The 19,389-nt window shown below is 70.3% G+C and carries 23 protein-coding genes; 8 read left to right on the top strand and 15 right to left on the bottom strand.

Annotated elements, in window-relative coordinates; translation table 11 throughout:
* Window positions 1-30 precede the first annotated feature (30 nt).
* Window positions 31-789 carry a GntR family transcriptional regulator gene (locus JOF29_RS26550; RefSeq protein WP_209697160.1) on the bottom strand — a complete coding sequence of 253 codons (759 nt, stop codon included), beginning with the start codon at window positions 787-789 and terminating at the stop codon, window positions 31-33.
* 360 nt (window positions 790-1,149) lie between these two features.
* Here JOF29_RS26550 and JOF29_RS26545 point away from each other — a divergent pair, with 360 nt between their 5' ends.
* Window positions 1,150-1,947 carry a glutathione S-transferase family protein gene (locus JOF29_RS26545; protein WP_209700010.1) on the top strand — a complete coding sequence of 266 codons (798 nt, stop codon included), beginning with the start codon at window positions 1,150-1,152 and terminating at the stop codon, window positions 1,945-1,947.
* On the opposite strand, the gene JOF29_RS26540 is transcribed toward JOF29_RS26545, so the two are convergent.
* Window positions 1,944-2,525, bottom strand: a complete 582-nt coding sequence (locus tag JOF29_RS26540) for a TetR/AcrR family transcriptional regulator (protein WP_209697159.1) — start codon at window positions 2,523-2,525, stop codon at window positions 1,944-1,946. The genes JOF29_RS26545 and JOF29_RS26540 overlap by 4 nt on opposite strands.
* Before the next feature lie 49 nt (window positions 2,526-2,574).
* Here JOF29_RS26540 and JOF29_RS26535 point away from each other — a divergent pair, with 49 nt between their 5' ends.
* Complete coding sequence (locus JOF29_RS26535) at window positions 2,575-3,246, top strand: haloacid dehalogenase type II (protein ID WP_209697158.1); 672 nt, start codon at window positions 2,575-2,577, stop codon at window positions 3,244-3,246.
* On the opposite strand, the gene JOF29_RS26530 is transcribed toward JOF29_RS26535, so the two are convergent.
* A complete protein-coding gene (locus JOF29_RS26530; RefSeq protein WP_209697157.1) occupies window positions 3,228-4,517 on the bottom strand; it encodes an ArsB/NhaD family transporter in 1,290 nt (429 codons plus the stop codon). The genes JOF29_RS26535 and JOF29_RS26530 overlap by 19 nt on opposite strands.
* A 16-nt stretch (window positions 4,518-4,533) precedes the next feature.
* Complete coding sequence (locus JOF29_RS26525; protein WP_307863699.1) at window positions 4,534-4,980, bottom strand: CBS domain-containing protein; 447 nt, start codon at window positions 4,978-4,980, stop codon at window positions 4,534-4,536.
* A gap of 261 nt (window positions 4,981-5,241) precedes the next feature.
* Between JOF29_RS26525 and nhaA the strand changes: the two genes are divergently transcribed.
* From nhaA to JOF29_RS26510, 3 genes are read left to right on the top strand one after another with little or no spacing between them, the layout of a single operon-like run.
* Window positions 5,242-6,453 (top strand): Na+/H+ antiporter NhaA, encoded by a 1,212-nt coding sequence (nhaA, locus tag JOF29_RS26520; protein ID WP_209697156.1) that lies wholly within the window; start codon window positions 5,242-5,244, stop codon window positions 6,451-6,453.
* Between the two features lie 47 nt (window positions 6,454-6,500).
* Window positions 6,501-6,947 (top strand): phage holin family protein, encoded by a 447-nt coding sequence (locus JOF29_RS26515; protein ID WP_209697155.1) that lies wholly within the window; start codon window positions 6,501-6,503, stop codon window positions 6,945-6,947.
* The gene (locus tag JOF29_RS26510) at window positions 6,944-7,849 is read left to right on the top strand and encodes an alpha/beta fold hydrolase (RefSeq protein ID WP_209700008.1); all 906 of its coding nucleotides are present in this window, start codon (window positions 6,944-6,946) and stop codon (window positions 7,847-7,849) included. Before JOF29_RS26515 ends, JOF29_RS26510 begins: the two co-directional genes overlap by 4 nt.
* Here JOF29_RS26510 and JOF29_RS26505 read toward each other — a convergent pair whose 3' ends face one another.
* The 6 genes from JOF29_RS26505 to nth form a co-directional block, all read right to left on the bottom strand.
* Window positions 7,850-8,545: a hypothetical protein gene (locus JOF29_RS26505; RefSeq protein WP_209697154.1), complete on the bottom strand. Its 696-nt coding sequence runs from the start codon at window positions 8,543-8,545 to the stop codon at window positions 7,850-7,852. It abuts the gene before it with no gap.
* Between the two features lies 1 nt (window position 8,546).
* Entirely contained in the window at window positions 8,547-9,053 is a 507-nt protein-coding gene (locus JOF29_RS26500) for a SigE family RNA polymerase sigma factor (protein WP_209697153.1), read from the bottom strand.
* A 48-nt stretch (window positions 9,054-9,101) separates the two neighbouring features.
* Window positions 9,102-10,274, bottom strand: a complete 1,173-nt coding sequence (locus JOF29_RS26495; RefSeq protein ID WP_209697152.1) for a MarP family serine protease — start codon at window positions 10,272-10,274, stop codon at window positions 9,102-9,104.
* Window positions 10,271-11,032 carry an NUDIX hydrolase gene (locus tag JOF29_RS26490; protein WP_209697151.1) on the bottom strand — a complete coding sequence of 254 codons (762 nt, stop codon included), beginning with the start codon at window positions 11,030-11,032 and terminating at the stop codon, window positions 10,271-10,273. The genes JOF29_RS26495 and JOF29_RS26490 overlap by 4 nt, the downstream gene beginning before the upstream one ends.
* 142 nt (window positions 11,033-11,174) lie before the next feature.
* Window positions 11,175-11,642 (bottom strand): TlpA family protein disulfide reductase, encoded by a 468-nt coding sequence (locus JOF29_RS26485; RefSeq protein ID WP_307863698.1) that lies wholly within the window; start codon window positions 11,640-11,642, stop codon window positions 11,175-11,177.
* Between the two features lie 473 nt (window positions 11,643-12,115).
* The gene (nth, locus tag JOF29_RS26480; RefSeq protein WP_209697150.1) at window positions 12,116-12,880 is read right to left on the bottom strand and encodes an endonuclease III; all 765 of its coding nucleotides are present in this window, start codon (window positions 12,878-12,880) and stop codon (window positions 12,116-12,118) included.
* Window positions 12,881-13,014: 134 nt separating this feature from the next.
* On the opposite strand from nth, the gene JOF29_RS26475 reads away from it, so the two are divergent.
* The gene (locus tag JOF29_RS26475) at window positions 13,015-13,692 is read left to right on the top strand and encodes a Crp/Fnr family transcriptional regulator (protein ID WP_209697149.1); all 678 of its coding nucleotides are present in this window, start codon (window positions 13,015-13,017) and stop codon (window positions 13,690-13,692) included.
* Window positions 13,693-13,827: 135 nt separating this feature from the next.
* On the opposite strand, the gene JOF29_RS26470 is transcribed toward JOF29_RS26475, so the two are convergent.
* From JOF29_RS26470 to sp36, 5 genes are all read right to left on the bottom strand, one after another.
* Window positions 13,828-14,763, bottom strand: coding sequence for a type IV toxin-antitoxin system AbiEi family antitoxin domain-containing protein (locus JOF29_RS26470; RefSeq protein ID WP_209697148.1), 936 nt, complete (start codon window positions 14,761-14,763; stop codon window positions 13,828-13,830).
* A gap of 174 nt (window positions 14,764-14,937) precedes the next feature.
* Window positions 14,938-15,705 carry an MBL fold metallo-hydrolase gene (locus JOF29_RS26465; protein ID WP_209697147.1) on the bottom strand — a complete coding sequence of 256 codons (768 nt, stop codon included), beginning with the start codon at window positions 15,703-15,705 and terminating at the stop codon, window positions 14,938-14,940.
* Window positions 15,702-16,562, bottom strand: a complete 861-nt coding sequence (locus JOF29_RS26460) for an NUDIX hydrolase (RefSeq protein WP_209697146.1) — start codon at window positions 16,560-16,562, stop codon at window positions 15,702-15,704. Before JOF29_RS26460 ends, JOF29_RS26465 begins: the two co-directional genes overlap by 4 nt.
* Window positions 16,563-16,595: 33 nt before the next feature.
* Window positions 16,596-17,057: a RidA family protein gene (locus tag JOF29_RS26455; protein WP_209697145.1), complete on the bottom strand. Its 462-nt coding sequence runs from the start codon at window positions 17,055-17,057 to the stop codon at window positions 16,596-16,598.
* Window positions 17,054-17,215 carry a Sp36 family protein gene (sp36, locus tag JOF29_RS26450; RefSeq protein WP_130386959.1) on the bottom strand — a complete coding sequence of 54 codons (162 nt, stop codon included), beginning with the start codon at window positions 17,213-17,215 and terminating at the stop codon, window positions 17,054-17,056. The genes JOF29_RS26455 and sp36 overlap by 4 nt, the downstream gene beginning before the upstream one ends.
* A gap of 50 nt (window positions 17,216-17,265) precedes the next feature.
* Here sp36 and bagA point away from each other — a divergent pair, with 50 nt between their 5' ends.
* The gene (gene bagA / locus JOF29_RS26445) at window positions 17,266-18,216 is read left to right on the top strand and encodes an ATPase BagA (RefSeq protein ID WP_209697144.1); all 951 of its coding nucleotides are present in this window, start codon (window positions 17,266-17,268) and stop codon (window positions 18,214-18,216) included.
* Window positions 18,213-19,334: an ArsA family ATPase gene (gene bagB / locus JOF29_RS26440; RefSeq protein WP_209697143.1), complete on the top strand. Its 1,122-nt coding sequence runs from the start codon at window positions 18,213-18,215 to the stop codon at window positions 19,332-19,334. Before bagA ends, bagB begins: the two co-directional genes overlap by 4 nt.
* Window positions 19,335-19,389: the final 55 nt, after the last annotated feature.

The raw sequence follows: 19,389 nt of genomic DNA, 5'->3' as shown, positions 1-19,389 counted from the left end.
CCCTTTCGCCGTGCGTAGGGCGCGACGGGCTCAGGTGGCGCGGTAGGCGACGGTTATGTCGTAGCGGTCCGAGCGGTAGGTGGAGATGCCGAACTCGATGACCTGGTCGGTGGCGGTGCGGGGGGCCGAGGTGATGATCAGGCAGGGGGTGGTGTTGTCGATCTCGAGGAGCTCGGCGTCGGAGGGCTCGGGCGGGGCGGCGACGATGGAGGCGGAGACCATGCCGAGGGTGACGCCGTACCGGGTGGAGAGTTCGGTGTAGAGGGACTTCTCGGCGAAGTCGATCTCGTCCAGGCCGGGGTAGCGGTGCAGGGACAGGGTGGTGCGCTCGATCGCCATCGGATCGCCGTCGGCGGTGCGCAGCCGGACCAGGTGCAGGACCGGCGTACCGACCGGTTCCTCGAGCTCGCGGGCCAGGTGGTCGTCGGCGGCACCGACGCGGTGTTCGAGGATCTTGGCACCGGGGCGGATGCCGCGGTTGATCATGTCCTGGCTGAACGAGGACGCGAGCATCCGGGACGGGCGCGGCTCGGCGACGAAGGTGCCGCCGCCGGGGCGGCGGTTGGCCAGCCCTTCGGCCACGACGCGGTCGACCTCCTGCCGGACGGTCATCCGGGCGACGCCGAACCGCTCGGCGAGGACGCGCTCGGACGGCAGCACGGTGCCGACGGCCAGCGAGCGGGTGAGGTTCTCCAGAATCTCGCGGATCTGGTCACCCTTCGGGCGATCGGTGCGGAGCTCGGTGGGGAGCTCGGCGAGATCACCGGGGTTGTTCCGTGGGCGGGCCATGAGGTCAAGTATCCCTGAGACTCTGCCCGGCAAACCGGTTGCCGGGGAACGCGGGCCGCGGTGTGTCGTACCGCGCAAGCCGCCCGCGACACCGCTGTCCCGGCCGACCATGTCAGTCCGACTGTAACGTCCGCTGCCACTTGACGGCCAGTGACGTTCCACGGCCTCAGTCAATTCCCAGCGAGGGTAGTTTTAGCGGTATGACCCCGGCACAGTTCGCACAGGAGACGTCGTCGACCGGCGAGTGGAAGCGGCAGGGCAACAGGTTCACCGGCCGGATCAGCCGGGAATCGACGTCCGCACCCGGCGCGGGCCCCCGACGACCAGGGCCGCTGGCCGGTCGAGCCGGGGCGGTACCGGCTGGTCGTCAGCCTCGCCTGTCCGTGGGCACATCGCTCCGTCATCGTCCGCCGGCTGCTCGGCCTGGAGGACGCGATCGGCCTGGCGATCGTCGACCCGGTGCGCGACGAGCGCGGCTGGCGGTTCACCCTCGACCCGGACGACCGCGACCCGGTGCTCGGCATCGCGTTCCTCTCCGAGGCGTACCTGCGGACCGATCCGGCGTACGACGGCCGCGTGACCGTGCCCGCGATCGTCGACACGCTGACCGGCGAGGTGGTCACGAACGACTACCCGCAGATCACCCTCGACCTCTCCACGGAGTGGGTCGACTTCCAGCGGCCCGGTGCCCCGCAGCTGATCCCGGACGACCACGCCGAAAAGGCGGAGATGGACCAGTTGATCGAGGAGATCTACCGGGACGTCAACAACGGCGTCTACCGCTGCGGTTTCGCGACCAGCCAGGAGGCGTACGACGCGGCGTACGACGTTCTGTTCGCGCGGCTCGACGTACTCGAGGAGCGCTTGCGGGCCCGTGCGTACCTGCTCGGCGACACGCTCCGCGAGGTGGACGTCCGGCTCTTCACGACCCTGGTCCGCTTCGACGCGGTGTACCACGGGCACTTCAAGTGCAACCGCCAGAAGCTGACCGAGTTCCCGAACCTGTGGGCGTACGCGCGCCGCCTCTACCAGCACCCGGGCTTCGGCGAGACGGTCGACTTCGACCAGATCAAGCGGCACTACTACGTCACCCACGGCGACATCAACCCGACCGGGATCGTCCCGAAAGGCCCGGACCCGCGGGTCTGGACCGCCTAGGTGGCGAGCGCGGTCAGGGCGGCGGTCACCGCGGCCTTGAGCTGCGCCCGGGTCGCCCCGGACCGCGACCGCAGGTTGATCGCGTAGGCGAGCAGCGTCAACAGCTCCGCCGCACCCTGCACCTCGATCCCGGCCCGCAGCTCTCCGTTGCCCTGCGCAACGGTCAGCGCGGCGGCCAGCGAGTCCCGCAGTACGGCGTGGTGCTCGGACAGCACCGCCCGCACGGCGTCCGGCGGGCTCTCGGTGTTCGCGTTCGCCATCATGCATCCCCAGCCGGCGTACTCCCCCGACAGCCGCAACCGCAGCAGCTTGTCGAAGAACGCGCGGACCGCGACCAGCCCGCGACCGTCGGCGGCCAGCTGGTCGAACATCGGGCGGGACCGGTGCTCCAGGTACCGGCGGGCGGCCGCGGCGTACAGGTCGTCCTTGCCGCCGAACGCGTTGTAGAGGCTGGACCGGCTCAGCCCGGTCGCCGCGACCACGTCCTGGATCCCGGTCGCCGCGCTCCCGCGCCGCCAGAACAGCTGCTCGGCCGCGGCCAGCGCTTCCGCTTCGTCGAAATGTTTGACATCCGGCATACCCCGCATCATATCTTGGAACGACCGATCCAAGATATGAGGAGTCCTGATGATCGACGTACTGGTGCTCGACGTCAACGAGACCCTGACCGACATGGAGCCGCTGCGGGACGCGTTCGAGGCCGCCGGCCTGCCCCGGCACGGGCTCGAGGAGTGGTTCACGGCGATCCTGCGGGACGGGTTCGCGCTGACCGCGGTCGGGGCGTATCCGACCTTCCGCGACCTGGCCGCCGAACTCCTGGCCGCGCAACTCGTCGCGGCCGGGCTCGACCCGAGCCCGGAAACGGTCGGAAACGTACTTTCCGGATTTACCCGGCTGCCGCTGCACCCGGACGTCGCGCCCGGGCTGCACAAGGTCCACGAGGCGGGCGTCCGCATCGTCACGCTGACGAACGGCGCGGCGGCGATGTCCGAAAACGTGTTCCGAAACGGCGGAATCCTGCCGCTGCTCGAGCACCGGCTGGACGTGTCGGTGCCGCAACGCTGGAAGCCGCACCCGGACGCCTACCGGTACGCGGCCGAGGTCTGTGGGGTACCCGTGGAGCGGATGGCGCTCGCGGCGGTGCACCCCTGGGACATCGACGGCGCGGCCCGCGCCGGCCTCCGAACCGTCTACGTCGACCGCCGGAAAACGCCGTACCCACACGTTTTCCGCACGCCGGATCTCACCGTTCCGGACTTCGAGGCGCTGGCGGAATCCGTTCAGGAGAAGGCGAAGTAGCGCAGCCACAGGTACGGCGCCGCGACCAGGATCGTGATCGCGGTCATCACCACGCCCTTGCGGGTGAACGCCCAGAAGCTGATCGGATGCCCGGCCCGGAGCGCCAGCCCGATCACCACCACGTTCGCGCTGGCGCCGATGGCGGTCGCGTTGCCACCGAAGTCGGCGCCGATCGCCAGCGCCCACCACAGCGCGTGCGCCTGCGTCGGGTCCGCGATGCCGTGCGTGAGGTCGAAAACGACGGGACTCATCGTGGCGACGTACGGAATGTTGTCGATGACACCGGACAGCAGCGCGGACACGACCAGCACCAGCAGGGTGGCGAACAGCGTGTGCCCGCCGGTCAGCGAGCCGACCCAACCGGCCAGGTGCTCGATCACGCCGGTCTTCACCAACGCCCCGACCATCACGAACAGGCCGGCGAAGAACAGCAGCGTCTGCCACTCCACCCCGGCCATGTAGTCGCGGGTCGGAACCTTCGAGATCAGCACCAGTACGCCGGCCCCGAGCAGCGCGACCACCGACGGCGCGATGTGGAAGGCGGCATGCCCGACGAAGCCGGTGAACACCAGCAGCAGGACGACGCCGCTCTTGAGCAGCAGCCCGCGGTCCTGGATCGCCTCCTTCTCGTTCAGTCGCAGTACGTCGTCCACGCGCTCGGGATCCGCCGTGAACGAGCCCTTGAAAAGCCGCGGCAGGACCAGCGTGAAGACCAGCAACTCGAGCGCGACCAGCGGCGTCAGGTGGATCAGGAAGTCGTTGAAGGTGAGGCCGGACCGGCTGGCGATGATGATGTTCGGCGGGTCACCGATCAGGGTCGCGGCGCCGCCGATGTTCGACGCCATCACCTCGGCGATCAGGAACGGCACCGGGTCGATGCCGAGCCGGTCGCAGACCAGCAGCGTCACCGGGGCGATCAGCAGCACGGTGGTCACGTTGTCGAGGAAGGCCGAGGCGATGGCGGTGATCAGCGTCAGCAGGATCATCACCCGCAGCGGCGATCCCTTGGCCCGTTTCGCGGCCCAGATCGCGACGTACTCGAAGACGCCGGTACGCCGGAGCACGCCGACGATCACCATCATCCCGAACAGCAGGAACACCACGTCCCAGTCGATCCCGGTGTCCGGCGAGTAGAACGCGTGCTCGGCGTCCGTGACACCGAGGGCGAGCAGGACCCCGGCGCCGCCGAGCGCGGCCAGCAGCTTGTGGGTCCACTCGGTCGCGATCAGCACATACGCGACCACGAAGACCGCGACCGCGACGACCGTCATCGGGCCGCCGCCGGGGTCAGTGCGGCGTGACGGCCAGCTCGAGCAGCCGGGACGCGGTCACGGCACCGAGGATCTTCCGGTCCCGGACGACGACCACCAGCGGGCTGCGCAGCCGCGCCATGACGGCGGCGATCTCCAGGATCGTGTCGTCGTAGTTGACCACCGGGATCTCCCGGGGCTCGTCCGGCAGCAGTTTGCGAACGGTGAGGCCGGCCAGCTTGTCCGCCACCCGGTCGGCGAGCGACTCGTCGATCACCCGGGCCAGCGACGGATCGTCCTGGACGTAACTCGGCACCAGGAAGCGCACCACCTGTGAGGCCGGCAGCACGCAGCAGGGGCTGCCGTCGGCCTGGGTGACGATCAGGCCGGGCAACCGGCGGGACGCGAGCAGGTGCACCGCCTCCCGGGCGTCGTCGTCCAGCCCGACCACCGGGAACTCCTCGGCCATCTGCTCTCCGTGCACGTCTGCAGCGTACGTCGGAACGAAGCGGTTCGGTGATGTCTCTCACAGGGCTCTGACGAAGCACGGCACCTCCCGGGAACGGCGGACCAACCCGCAACCCGTATGGGCACGAGTTCTGCCGACCAGACTTCCCGGCGCACCGCGCCCAACCCTGCCGCAAACCGGCGACCCGGGCAAACACCAGCCGCTAGAATGGACAACGGTGCGCCGGGAAGTCTGGTCGGCATTCGCCCGCCCGACCCCGAAACGAAGGGCCGACCTATGAGCCAGCACCCTCGGATCCGCCAGCGTAAGCGTGCTTTCCCCCGCGTCCTCGGGCGTGAGCGCGCGTTCCTGGCCGACGTACTGCGCGCCGAGACGACCGGCGGTCTGCTGCTGCTCGCGGCCGCGGCGGTCGCGCTGATCTGGGCGAACTCCCCGTGGCAGGACGCGTACCACCATGTGCGGGATGCCCAGCTCGGACCACTGACCGTCGAGGGCTGGGCGTCGGACGGGGCGCTGACGCTGTTCTTCTACCTGGCCGGCGTCGAGCTGAAGCGCGAGCTGGTGGTCGGTTCGCTGTCGAAGCTCAGCGAGGCGGTTGTTCCGGTGGTCGCGGCGCTTGCCGGAATGGTGCTTCCGGCAATCATCTACGTGGCGGTGAACCTCGGTGCCGGCGGCAACCCGCACGGCTGGGCGGTGCCGACCGCGACCGACATCGCGTTCGCGCTGGCCGTGCTCGCGATCGTCGGCTCGTCGCTGCCGAGCGCGTTGCGGGCGTTCCTGCTGACGCTCGCGGTGGTCGACGACTTCGGCGCGATCCTGATCATCGCGGTGTTCTTCTCGCACGGGTTCCACCTGTGGTCGCTGCTCGCCGCTGTCGTCCTGATCGCGCTCTGGTACGTCCTGCAGCGCCGCCGCGTCCGTACGCCGTTCCTCTACGTACCGATCGCCCTCGGCGCCTGGTGGTTCATGCACGAGTCCGGGATCCACGCCACGATCGCCGGGGTCGCGCTCGGCCTGGTCACCCGGGTGGTCGCGGACCCGGGCGAGAAGGAGGCGCCGGCCGAGCGGATCGAGCACCGGCTGCGGCCGTGGTCCGCGGGCGTCGGCGTACCCCTGTTCGCGCTGTTCGCGGCGGGCGTGACGTTGAGCGGCGGCACCGTCCGGGAGATGCTCACCGACCCGGTCGCGATCGGGGTGGCCGCCGGGCTGTTGTTCGGGAAGGCGATCGGGGTGTTCGGCGGGTCGTGGCTGACCGCGCGGTTCACCCGCGCCGAGCTGAACTCGGACCTGGCCTGGCGGGACGTCGCCGCGGTGTCGGTGCTGGCCGGGATCGGGTTCACGGTCGCGCTGCTGATCGCCCAGCTCGCGTTCGGGTCGGACGCCGCCCAGATCGAGCGCGCGAAGGCCGCCGTACTGATCGCGTCGGTGGTCGCCGCGCTGATCGCCGGTTTGTTGCTGGCTCGCCGCAACCGCGCGTACGCCGATTGACCGCGGGCACTGACGGTAGTGTCTGAGGTGTCCGGGAAGGAGTTGCGATGTCGATGAACGGGGACGACGAGCCCACGGTCGGCCAACTGGTCGCGAATGTCAGCAAGGAACTGTCCAGCCTGATCCGCAGCGAGGTCGAGCTCGCGAAGACCGAGCTGAAGAAGACCGCGGTCGCGGCCGGTACCGGGGCGGGAATGTTCGCGGCGGCCGCCTTCCTGGCGCTCCTCGCGGTCATCCTGCTGTGCATCTCCGCGGCGTACGGACTGGTGGCGGCCGGCCTGCACCCGGCCATCGCGTTCCTGATCGTGGCCGGCGCGTTCCTGCTGATCGGCGCGGTCCTGGTGTTCATCGGGCTCCGGGCGCTGAAGAGCGCGAAGGGCCCGACGCGGACGATCGAGACCTCGAAGGAGTCGGTCGAGGCGCTGAAGGCGATCGGCAAGGGCCACGACGAGGACGCGACGTACGCGCTGCCTGAGCCGGGCGTACGGCGCTGAGCCCGGCAGGAGTCGTCGACCTGCTGGTCGACGGCCCCTGGTCGCACTCACTGGTCGCGGCCAACGGGGCCCGGTTCCACGTCGCGGAGTGTGGCGCGGCGGACGATCCACTCGTCCTGTTCCTGCACGGCTTCCCGGAGTTTTGGTGGGCATGGCGGCATCAGCTGCCGGTGGTTGCGGCCGCCGGGTACCGCGCGGTCGCGATGGACCTGCGCGGGTACGGCGCCAGCGACAAGACGCCGCGTGGTTATGACCCGTACACCGCGGCCGCGGACGTGTCCGGCGTGATCCGCTCCCTCGGGGCCGCCGATGCGGTGGTGGTCGGACACGGGTGGGGCGGGTTCATCGGGTGGTCGGCCGCCGTACTCGCGTCGCGTCAGGTCCGTGCGCTGGCCGCGGTGTCCGCGCCGCACCCGCTACTGCTCACCCGCTCCGGGCAGACGAAGGCGATGACCCGGACCGCGTGGTTCCAGCTGCCGATCCTGCCCGAGCGCCGGCTGCTCGCCCACGACGGCATCCACATCGAGCGCCTGCTCCGCGCCTGGGCCGCGCCGGGCGGCCCGTTCCCCGACGCCGAGGCCTCCCGCCGGTACCGCGCCGCACTCCAGGTCTGGCCGGCGCCGCACTGTGCGCTGGAGTACCACCGCTGGTTCGCCCGCTCGCGCCTGCGCCCGGACGGGCGGAAGTACTCGAACCTGATGCGTACGCCGGTCGCCGTACCCGTCCTGCAACTCCAGGGCGCCCAGGACTCGGCCGTTTCGCCCACCGCGACCACACCCCCGGACCTGGTCGCAGCCCCACTCCGCCACGAACTCATCACCACCGCCGGCCACTTCCCACACGAGGAAACCCCGGACCTCTTCAACCGCGTCCTCCTCGACTGGTTGCCGGCTACCCGGTGATCAGCGGTTCCACGGGCCAAGGTTCCGCGTGATGACCCAATGCGCGTCTCTGGGCTCGACCCGATATCTCGCCGAGACGCCTTCGGTACACCGGCCCGGCCGGGTCATCGCGACGTCGACCTCCAGATGGTCACCCTTGTCGAGCACATCACTGACCTGGAGGACGGCCGCCTTGGGGTACGTCGTACAGGCCGTGCTCTGCGGCAGCGTCCGGTCGAGAACCGTCAGCTGTGCGATCCGGATCAGGTGCGACTTGATGATCACGCGCTGGTTCGAAGAGAACTGCGCCCCAGGCCGTACGCGCCCCGGCGCGGTGCTGGGGCTGTCCACGAGGACCGCGGTCTCGGGCGCGCTCGGAGTCGGCCGCGGGTTCCCGGAGGTCCGAATCAGCTGTCCGACCGCCAGGCCCCAGATGTCGGCGTCCCTGGTGCTGTAGACGGCAGGTGATGCCGTTGCGGTGACCGCGGCGGCCGGTGCGGTGGTGCCGGTCTGCTGGAGGCGCTGGACGCCGTACAGGACTCCGGCAAGCACCACCAGAACCATGGCCGCCGCAAGCATCACCGGCATCGCGGTGCGGTGCTTCGTTGCCGTCGGCGCGTGGTGGTCATCGAGCACTCCCCGCCCGATCCGCGCCTCGCGGTCCGCGAAGGTCTCCCGGAGCAGGGTACCGAGCTCCTCGTCGGTCAGCTTGGGCATGTCAGTTCGTCTCCTCGGCAGTCAGATGTTCGCGCAGGGTCGCCAGCGCACGGGCGGCGTTCGATCGGACGGTCGCGGCGACGACGCCGAGCACCTCGGCGATCTCCCCGTCCGGGAGGTCCTCGTAGTACCGCAAAACCAGAACGGCACGTTGTTTGCGTGGCAGCTTGGCAAGCAGCTGCCACGTCGCGTCCCGCTGCGCCTGCCGCAGGCCGACGTCGTCGTACGCCGGCAGTTCGATCGGCTCGGCAAGCAGTACTTCGTTGTTCTTCAGCAGCCGGCGCCAGCTGAGGAACTCGTTGAGCACCATCGTCCGCAGATAGGCCTCCGGACGGTCGGCGGCGCTGATCCGGTCCCACTTGCGATGGGCGCGGGCCAGCACTGTCTGGACCAGGTCCTCCGCGGTGTGCTCGTTCCCGGTGAGCATCACGCCCAGCCGCACCAACCGGCGCTCGCTCGCACGCACGACATCGACGTACGAGGGCGCCAACTCTCGATCACTCGTCATCAGCAACGTCACACCAGGTCGACGCGGCGACCGTGGCGGTCTGCTGCATCAGGTGCAGGACTGGGTCGACACATCCTGGGTGGCGGTCGTGCCGGTGCGGGCGTCGGCGGCTACCTGCTGGGCGGTGAGGACGTAGCCGGTGCGGTTGTCCTCGACGGAGGCGGCGAAGACGACGCCGTACACGGTGCCCGTGGCGGACAGCAGCGGGCCGCCGGAGTTGCCGGGGCGGACCGAGGCCCAGATCGAGAACGCGTCCCGGGTGACGGTCTTGTCGCCGTAGATGTCCGGGCCGCGCAGCCGTTCCTCGGAGCGGATCCTGGCCGGCTCGGCGTCGAACGGGCCGTTCTCCGGGTAGCCGAGGACGACCGCCGACGCGTCCGCCTTACCGGTCAGGTCGAAGGACAGCGGCGTGACGTTCAGGTTCTTCACGTACAGCACGGCGATGTCGGTCTCCGGGTCGAAGACCACGACCTTCGCGTCGTACTTCTTCCCGTTCACCTCGACCTGCGGGGAGCTGACGCCGGCGACGACGTGCGCGTTCGTCATCACGCGCTGCGGGGCGTACACGAATCCGCTGCCCTCGAGACCGCGCGAGCAGTTCGCCACCCCGGTGACCTTCGCGATCCGGCTGTACGCGTCCTTGACCGGCTGCTGCCGCGAGATCGCGCCGTCCGGCGGCTGCGTCTCGCGGATCCGCTCCGGGACGAACGGGTCCAGGAACCGCGGGAACAGGTCCGTGTTCACCACGTTGTTGAACGACGCCAGCGCCCGGTCCGCGCTGGCCGGCAGCACCTCGTCGACCTTCGCCAGCACGTGCGAGCCGCGGACCGCCGACGTCACGCTCGGGATCCGCGCCCCGCTGACCGCGACGCCGAGCACCCAGGCGACGACCAGCACCGACGCGGCCGCCAGCGCGGCGCCGCCGAGCGCATCCAGGAACCGGATCGGCTTCCAGGACAGCCGGTTCCGGACCCGGGTACCGATCATCGCTCCGATCGTCCGCCCGGCCGCACCCAGCAGTACGACGAGCACCAGCGCGACGAACGACACCGTCACGCTCGGTGAGAAGTTGTCCAGGATCTTCGGCACGCCCCAGACCCCGAGCCCGGCACCGACCAGCAGCCCGATGGTGGCGCAGGCGCCCAGCACGAAGCCCTCGACATACCCCGAGATCGCCACCAGCGCGGTGACGATCAGCAACGCCCAGTCGAGGTGGCTCACTCCACACCTTTCGGATCAGGCCCCTGCGCGTGGCCGAGGTCGTGCTCGATCGCCGTCATCCGGCGGACGTCCTCCGACCGGCGCCCTTCACTGCGCCAGGCCGCCTCGACCAGCCGGTCGGGCAACGGTACGACGTTCGAGGGGTCCCAGTCGCGGTACCAACCGCCGAGCAGCAGCAATTTGTCGAGCAGACCGGCTGTGAACCCCCAGATGTAGAGGTCGTCGATCGTGAACGCCGGGCCGGTGAAGCCGCTCGGGTGCAGGCAGCTGATCCGGTTCGCCGGGTCGGCGAGCGCGCTCAGCGGCACCTGGTGCACGGACGCCACCTCGGCCGGGTCGACGACCGCGACCGGTGACGGCGTACGCCACCAGGCCAGCACCGGCGACACGCCGAAGTTGCTCACCGGCACCCAGAGCGCCGGCCAGATCTCGAACGGGACCACGCCGGCCGGGTCCAGGCCGGTCTCCTCCTCGGCCTCGCGCAGCGCCGTCCGGACCAGACCGGTATCGCCGGTACCGTCCTCCGGGTCCGCGCCGCCGCCCGGGAACGCCATCTGGCCGGCGTGCTTGCGGAGCGTCCAGGCCCGTTCGGTGAGCAGCACCTCCGGGCCGTCGTCGTTGCCGTCAGCAAGCAAGATCAGGACGGCGGACTTCCGGACCGAGGGGTCGTCGGGTGGGAGGAAGCGGGAGAGCAGGTTGGGGTCGACGTTCTCGGACGCCTTCGCCAGTGGGTGCAGCCAGTCGGGGATCGCGGTCATGGGGCCTCCCGGTCTGGACTGAGGAGCGCAGGGACCGGAGCGACCGGAGCGACCGGAGCGACCGGAGCGACCGGAGCGACGAGGGAAGACCGGGAGCACCAGCCCCATGACTCGCCGCGCCGGAGGCGTGGCATGTGCACCGTCATGGCGTCACCCCGAGTTTGTCCTTGACCAGTTGGTCGAGCTGATGCTGGGAGGTCAGTACGCCGTGGTGCACGTAGGCGATCGAGCCGTCCTTGGCGACGAAGACGGTCAGGGGTGGGCCGCCGACCTTCAGCGCGCGCTGGATCGACTTGTCCAGGTCCTTGAGGTGCGGGTAGGCGAGGCCTTCCGTTGTGGCGAACTTCACCGCCAGCTCCGGGCGCGGGTCGTCGTAGTCGATGCCGAGCATGCTGACCTTGCCGGACTTCGCGAGCTTCGCCAGGTACGGCGCTTCGGCGCGACAGGGGCCGCACCACTGCGCCCACACGTTGAGGACCAGCGGGCCGCGCAGATCCGCCAGCCGGATGTCCGGCCCGCCGCCCAAACAGGGCAGGCTGACATCCGGCAGCCCGTTGCTGACCGCCGGCTTCGACGCCGTCGCCGGACAAGCCACCAACTGACCGGCCACCACACTTCTCCCACCTGACGGCGTCGCCGCCCCATCGGCCTGCTGGGACCCACACCCCGCCACCATCACCATCAGCAACACCAGTGGCACCCCAACCCGGAGCGCCCGGAGAAGGCGCTCAACCGAGCCACCCCGGAACGAGGCGCCCACCGCTCGCCCACCGCCACGCGCTGCGCGAAGCGGGCCTACCGCCCGCAGCGGTGTACGCGAATCCCCACCGCCGCCGCCTCCCGAGCCACGGCACGCCATCCGCGAACCAGCACCGCGGCACGGGTGGTGGTACGGCATGCGGGAACCTCCACCGCGGACCGGGTCCGGCGTACCCGAACCGGCATCGCGGGGCCGGTCCGGCGTACCCGAACCTGCACCGCCGACCCGGCCCGACGTACCCGAACCGGCATCGCCGAGCAGGCCCGCGTCGCGGAGCGGTGCCGGGTTGCGGGGCGGCGTGCTCGGGGGGTCGGGTTGGGGGTTCATGCTGGGGTCTTTACCAGCTTCGACGCGGCCTCGGGGTCGGTGGGGCCGGTGCCGTACGACGGGCACCACTGGGCGATCGGGCAGGCGCCGCAGGCCGGCTTCTTCGCGTGGCAGCGGCGACGGCCGTGGAAGATCAGCCGGTGCGACAGCATCGTCCAGTCCTTCTTCGGGAACAGCTCGCCGATGATGTGCTCGACCTTGACCGGGTCCTCCTCGGTCGTCCACCCGAACCGCCGGACCAGCCGGCCGAAGTGCGTGTCGACGGTGATCCCGGGGACGCCGAACGCGTTCCCGAGGACCACGTTCGCGGTCTTCCGCCCGGTGCCGGGCAGCTTCACGAGCTCCTCGAGCTTGCCCGGTACGACGCCGTCGTAGTCGTCGACCAGCGCCTGGCCGAGCTTGATCACGCTGTTCGTCTTCGCCCGGAAGAACCCGGTCGGCTTGAGGATCGCCTCCATCTCGTCCCGGTCGGCCTCGGCGTACGCCTGCGCGGTCGGGTACTTGGCGAACAGCGTCGGAGTCACCTTGTTGACCGTGACGTCGGTGGTCTGCGCCGACAGGATGGTGGCCACCAGCAACTCGAGCGGGGTGGTGAAGTCCAGCTCGCAGTGGGCGTCGGGGTACGTCTCGGTCAGCACCTTGTGCATCTTGCGGGCCCGGCGGACCAGCTGGGTGTGGGTCTCGTCGACGTACACAGGAGCCTTGCGGGGGAGCTTCAGCGGGACCGCCGGAAGCGGCTCCGCGACACGCGGGGATGGCATGGAGGCAAGCCTACGTGGCGGTGCCGACACCCGAGGGGCTACGGTTTTGTGGCGACCGGGTGTACACATACCGGTCGACGGACGTGGCGGATCCCACGTCCGGAGTCGTGGTCGAAGGTCCTAGGAGGCCAAAAGTGGATGCCGCAGTGCTCCGACAGGCACCGCTGTTCAGTCAGCTCGACGACGAGGCCGCCGACGCCCTGGCTGCCTCGATGTCCGAGAGCCGGCTGCGCCGCGGTCAGGTGCTGTTCCACGAGGGCGATTCCGGTGACCGGCTGTTCATTGTGGTCGAGGGAAAGGTCAAACTCGGCCGTACCTCCGCCGACGGCCGGGAGAACCTGATCGCGGTCCTCGGGCCCGGCCAGATGTTCGGCGAGCTGTCGCTGTTCGACCCGGGACCGCGGTCTGCGACCGTCACCGCGGTCACCGACGCCCAGCTGATGTCGCTGACCCACGACGAGCTGCTTCGCTGGCTCGACGGCCGCCCGGCGGTCGCCCGCGGCCTGCTCCTGCAGCTGGCGTCCCGGCTCCGCAAGGTCTCCGACGTGGTCGCCGACCTGGTCTTCTCCGACGTACCGGGCCGGGTCGCGAAGGCCCTCCTGGACCTCGCCAGCCGATTCGGCCGGACCGCCGACGACGGCGTACACGTCCACCACGACCTCACCCAGGAGGAGCTCGCCCAGCTGGTCGGCGCCTCCCGCGAAACCGTCAACAAGGCGCTGGCCGACTTCGCCTCCCGCGGCTGGGTCCGCCTCGAGCCCCGCTCCGTCGTACTCCTGGACGTAGACCGCCTCCAACGCCGAGCCCGCTAGCCCTTCCGTCGCCGCGCCGGCTGACCCTCCGGCGCCGAGCGAACCCTCCAGTTCGGTGGGCATCCCCTCAACTGGAGGGTTGCCTACTGAAAATATGAGGGGGCAACCCTCCAGGTCAGGGGGCAAGGCCGGTGGTCAGGCGCGGGCGAAGGCCCCGCGGATGCGTGCGACCAGGCGGGCGGGGTGTTCGAGGTCCGCCCAGGTGACGCGGACGACCTGCAGCCCGAGGGCGCGGAGGCGGTCTTCGCGCAGCTTCTCCTGGATCAGCGTTTCAGGCGTCCCGCCCGCGTACTTGACCAGACCGTCGAACTCGACCACGGTCCGCTGCTCGGGAAAGTAGAAGTCGACGCGCGCGACGAACCCCTCCGCGTCCGTGAACACCACCTGAAGCATCGGCGCCGGAAGACCGTGGTTGTGCATGAGCACGCGAAGCCGCGACTCCCCGACGGACTCCGACAGCGGACTGCTGAAATCGAGAGCTGCCCGCGCCATCGCACTCCCCGGCCAGAACTCGGTGGCCGCCCGCAACCGCTCCAGGTCGGGTGTGCTTCTCGGGCGTTCCCGGCGTACGGCGTCCGCGCTGACCACTGCCGCTTCGAAAGGCGAGATACACGCCATCTCGACCAAGGCTCGCGGCACCGTCGTCGCAGGCAGACCATCGATCACGGCAAGGTCCGCCGCGGCGAGCGTGCCGCGGTGGTGCCGTACGCCGGCGATCCGGCCCCCGCGGTGCCGGTCGAGTCGACTGAGATGGACCTCCCCGAGGTCCGGTCCCCACTGCGGTATGCCGTGCAGGACGAGGGCCGACTGATGGCTGACGGCGACGGTGCCCGGCCGTAGGGAGTTCATCACCGCGTGGATGAGGCGACGATGCCGCAGGGCCTGCTGCTCCCAGGGCGGGAGATGGCTCAGCTCGACGGCTTCGGCGTACTGTCCGTGGCGGATCCGCTCCCAGCGCCCGTCCTGGATCCGATCGTGGATCTGGCCTGGCGTGTAGTCGCAGTCCGCCGCCTGAGCGCGGGAGTACACCCCGCCCTGCGCGTCTGCGAGCACCTTCAACTTCGGGTTCACCCCCCAAGCATCAGCCGAACAGCCCGCCGCCCGCTGCCGTCCGCCCCTCGCCTGTGGATAACCGCGAACCCTCCAGTTCGGTGGGCATCCCCTCAACTGGAGGGTTGCCTACTGAAAATATGAGGGGGCAAGCCTCCAGATGAGGGGGTAAGCACCCTGGCTCGTTGGCTCGCGTTAGTTGGCGAGGTAGTCGAGTTGGGCTTGGACTGAGCGCTTGGCGGCGGGCCAGAGGGATTGGGGTACGTCGGCGTAGACGTGCTCCACTACGGCCTCGGGCGTGGTGTGGCCGGCTGCTACGGCGGCTCGGACCTGGTTCAGGCGTTCTTGGCGGTGGTTGATGTAGTACGTGAGGACCGCGCCGGGGTCGTCGATGACGGGGCCGTGGCCGGGGAGCAGGCGCAGTACGTCGGCCGGGGAGTTGGCGAAGGCGCGGAGGCGGTCGAGGGAGTCCAGGTACGGGCCGAGGGCGCCGTCCGGGTACGCGACGACCGACGTACCGCGGCCGAGGACCGTGTCGCCGGTGAGCAGCGAGCCGTCCTGCGGGAGCCAGAAGCAGACCGAGTCGAGGGTGTGACCGGGCGTCGGGAGGACCTCGACGCGGAGGTCGCCCGCGGTGATCACGTCGCCCTCGGCGAGGCCGTGCGCATGGTCGGTGGGGATCCGGAACTCCGGGTCCATCGCGCGTACGCCGCAACCCGCGTGGTTCGCGAACCACGCGGCGCCCTCGGAATGGTCGAGGTGCTTGTGGGTGAGCAGTACGACGGCGACCGGGCCGGCCGCGTCGAGGACCGCGCGGAGGTGGTCCTCGAGCATCGGGCCGGGGTCGACGACCACGGACTGCTCGGCGCCGGGAGCGCGCAGGATCCAGGTGTTGGTGCCGTCCAGCGTCATCGGGCCGGGGTTTCCGGCGCGGATCAGGGTGGCGTGGTCGGTGACTTTCATGAGGTCTCCAGATAGGCCTGGTCGCCGTCGACGCGCACCGTGGGCATGATCGCCCGGATCTCACGTTCGCCGGCCGCGGCCAGGATCGCCGGTACGTCGCGGTACCGCGAGAGGTCGTGGCAGCAGACGTACGTCGGGGGCAGCATCAGCATGTCGCCCGCGTCGACCGCCGTCACCGCGTCCGCCGGGCGGATCCAGGTGACCTGGTCGGACTCGCTCGTCACGTCCCGGGTGACCTGCCCGGCGGGGAGCGCGGCGACGAAGAACGCGGTGTCGTACCGCTTGGGCTCGAACTCCGGGGTGATCCAGTGCGCCCACGGTCCGAGCAGGTCCGCGCGGAGCAGCAGCTCGCGGCGGTGCAGGAAGTCGGCGAACCCGAGCTCACGTGTCTCCAGCGCGACCCGGTCGGCCTCCCAGCCGGCGCCGGTGGTGTCTTCGACGACCGCGTCGGGGGTCGGGCCGGCCAGCAGTACGCCGGACTCCTCGAACGTCTCCCGCACCGCCGCCGCGACGTACGCCGCAGCCGCCTCCGCGGAACACCTCAGCCGCTCCCCGAACCACCCCGGCGCCGGCCCGAACCAGGAGTCCGCCACCGTCGAGTCCGTCGGATCGACCCGCCCACCGGGAAACACCGTCATCCCCGCCGCGAACGCCATCGTCCGCTGCCGCCGCAGCAGATACACCTCAGGCGCAGGGTGCGCGGCCAGTGCCGCGGCCGCGGGGGTGGTTGGTGGGGTGCGGAGGAGCACGACGGTGGACGCCGGCCGGGGTTCGGAGGGCGTCCTCGTGCCGCGGGCGTACTCAAGGGCGACCTCGGCCATGCGGCCGGTCAGCAGTTGTGACTGCAGGTCACGCATCGGGCCACCGTCCGTCCCCACCGGAGCGGCGGATCAGGCGACCTCGACGATCAGTTCTACCTCGACGGGGGCGTCGAGGGGGAGGACCGGGACGCCGACGGCGCTGCGGGCGTGGGCGCCGGCTTCGGCGAAGACCTGGCCGAAGAGTTCGGAGGCGCCGTTGGCGACCTGGGGCTGGCCGGTGAAGTCGGGGGTGGAGGCGATGAACGCGACCGCCTTGACGATCCGCTTGACGTTCGCCAGGTCGCCGATCTCCGCCTTGACCGCGGCCAGCGCGTTCAGCGCGCACTGCTGGGCGCACTCGCTGGCCACCTCGGGCGTGACGGCGTCGCCGACCTTGCCGGTGGCGATCAGGGTGCCCTCGCGCAGCGGCAGCTGGCCGGAGGTGTAGACGAGGTTTCCGGTCCGGACGGCCGGGACGTACGCGGCGACCGGCTTGGCGACCTCGGGCAGCTTCAGGCCGAGCTCGGCCAGCTTCTCTTCGGGGTGGCTCACTTGTCCTCGATCTCCCGCTTGAAGTACGCGACCAGGTTCTCCGGGTTCATGCCCGGGACGACCTGAACCAGCTCCCAGCCGTCCTGGCCGAAGTTGTCCAGGATCTCCTTGGTCGAGTGGACCAGCAGCGGCGCGGTGAAGTACTCGAACTTCTTCATAACAGGGGACTCTAACCGTGTGTCGTGCGCCACGTCCTACCCTGGGACCTATGGCGCGACTGCACGTGGTCACCGGTAAGGGGGGCACCGGGAAGACAACCGTTGCGGCCGCCATGGCCCTGGCCCTGGCCGAGCAGGGCAAGCGGGTGCTGCTCTGCGAGGTGGAGGGCCGTCAGGGCCTCGCCCAGCTTTTCGACGTCCCTCCCCTGCCGTACGTCGAACGCCGCATCGCGCAAGGCCCCGGCGGCGGCGAGGTGTTCGCGCTGGCCGTGGACGCCGAGGCCGCACTGCTCGAGTACCTCGACATGTACTACCACCTCGGCCGCGCCGGAAAGGCGCTGGAGAAGGTCGGCGCGATCGACTTCGTCACCACGATCGCGCCCGGGCTCCGCGACGTACTGCTGACCGGCAAGGTGTACGAGGCGACCCGCCGGAAGGCGCACGGGAAACTCGCGTACGACGCGGTCGTGCTGGACGCGCCGCCGACCGGCCGGATCGGGCGGTTCCTGAACGTGAACCACGAGGTCGCCGGCCTCGCCAAGGTCGGCCCGATCCGGAACCAGGCGGACGCGATCATGGGCATGCTGCGCTCGGACGTCACCCGGATCCATCTGGTCACGCTGCTCGAGGAGATGCCGGTCCAGGAGACGCTGGACGCTGTCGAGCAGCTCGAGAAGCTGGACCTGCGGATCGGCTCGATCGTGGTGAACATGGTCCGGAACAGCCCGCTCGACGACGACGCGCTGGCCCTTGCGGTGAAGGAGAAACTGCCGGTCGCGGAGCTGACCCGCGGGCTGAAGGCGGCCGGGATCCCGGCCGGCGACGACCTGGTGGGTACGCTGGCGACCGAGGCGCACGACCACGCGATCCGGGTCGGCCTGGAACGCGAGAACCGCGACCGGATAGACGCCCTTGGCAAGCAGGTGACCCAGCTGTCACTGCACCCGGACGGCGTCGACCAGGGCACCCTCCTGGACCTGGCCGAGGAGTTCCGCGGATGACGCCCCTGGATCTGGACGCGCTGATCGACGACCCGGCGACCCGGATCGTGGTCACCTGCGGCGCGGGCGGGGTCGGCAAGACGACCACGGCGGCAGCACTCGGGCTGCGGGCGGCCGAGCGCGGGCGGAAGGTCGTCGTACTGACGATCGACCCGGCCCGGCGGCTGGCGCAGTCGCTCGGGCTGACCGAGCTGGACAACCTCCCGCGCGCGGTCGCCGGTGCGAACCCGAGGAACGGCGGCCGGCTGGACGCGATGATGCTGGACATGAAGCGGACGTTCGACGACGTCGTACTGCAGCACGCGACGCCGGAGAAGGCCGAGCAGATCCTCGCGAACCCGTTCTACCAGGCGCTGTCGTCGTCGTTCGCGGGGACGCAGGAGTACATGGCGATGGAGAAGCTCGGGCAGTTGCACCACCAGGCCGAGCGGACCGGCGACTGGGACCTGATCATCGTCGACACCCCGCCGTCCCGCTCCGCGCTGGATTTCCTGGACGCGCCGGAGCGGCTCGCGTCGCTGCTCGAAGGGCGGTTCCTCCGGTTGCTGCTGGCGCCGGCGCGCGGGCCGTTCAAGCTGATGTCGGCCGGCGTGAACATGGCGATGTCGGTGCTGAACAAGGTGCTCGGCGCCCAGGTGCTGACCGACGTACAGACGTTCGTGGCGGCATTCGACACGCTGTTCGGCGGGTTCCGGCAGCGGGCCGAGCAGACCGTGGCGCTGCTGCGTGAGCCGCACACCGCATTCCTCGTGGTGGCCGCGCCGCAGAACGACGCGCTGCGGGAGGCGTCGTACTTCGCGGAGCGGCTGCGGGCCGAGGGAATGCCGCTGGCCGGTGTCGTGCTGAATCGCGTGACGACGACGCAGGCACCGGAGCTCTCGGCGGAGCGGTCACTCGCTGCAGCCGAGAAGCTCGAGGAAGCGGACAAGTCGCCGCTGACGGCCGCCGTACTGCGGTTGCACGCGGACAAGATGCGGCAGGTCGTCGGGGACCACAAGCGGGCCGAACGCTTCCGCCGCGGCCACCGGGCGATCCGGACGGTCGAGGTTCCCGCGCTCGCCGACGACGTCCACGACCTGACCGGCCTACGCCAGATCGGCGAATTGCTGACCTCCTGATTTCACCGTCAGCGAACGGGGAATGCCGAGGCCACACCCATGGTTGAGCCTGTCA

The sequence above is a fragment of the Kribbella aluminosa genome (assembly GCF_017876295.1).
Classification (GTDB): domain Bacteria; phylum Actinomycetota; class Actinomycetes; order Propionibacteriales; family Kribbellaceae; genus Kribbella; species Kribbella aluminosa.
Note: the sequence above shows the minus strand (reverse complement) of the source record. Positions and strands in the feature narration are given on the sequence as shown.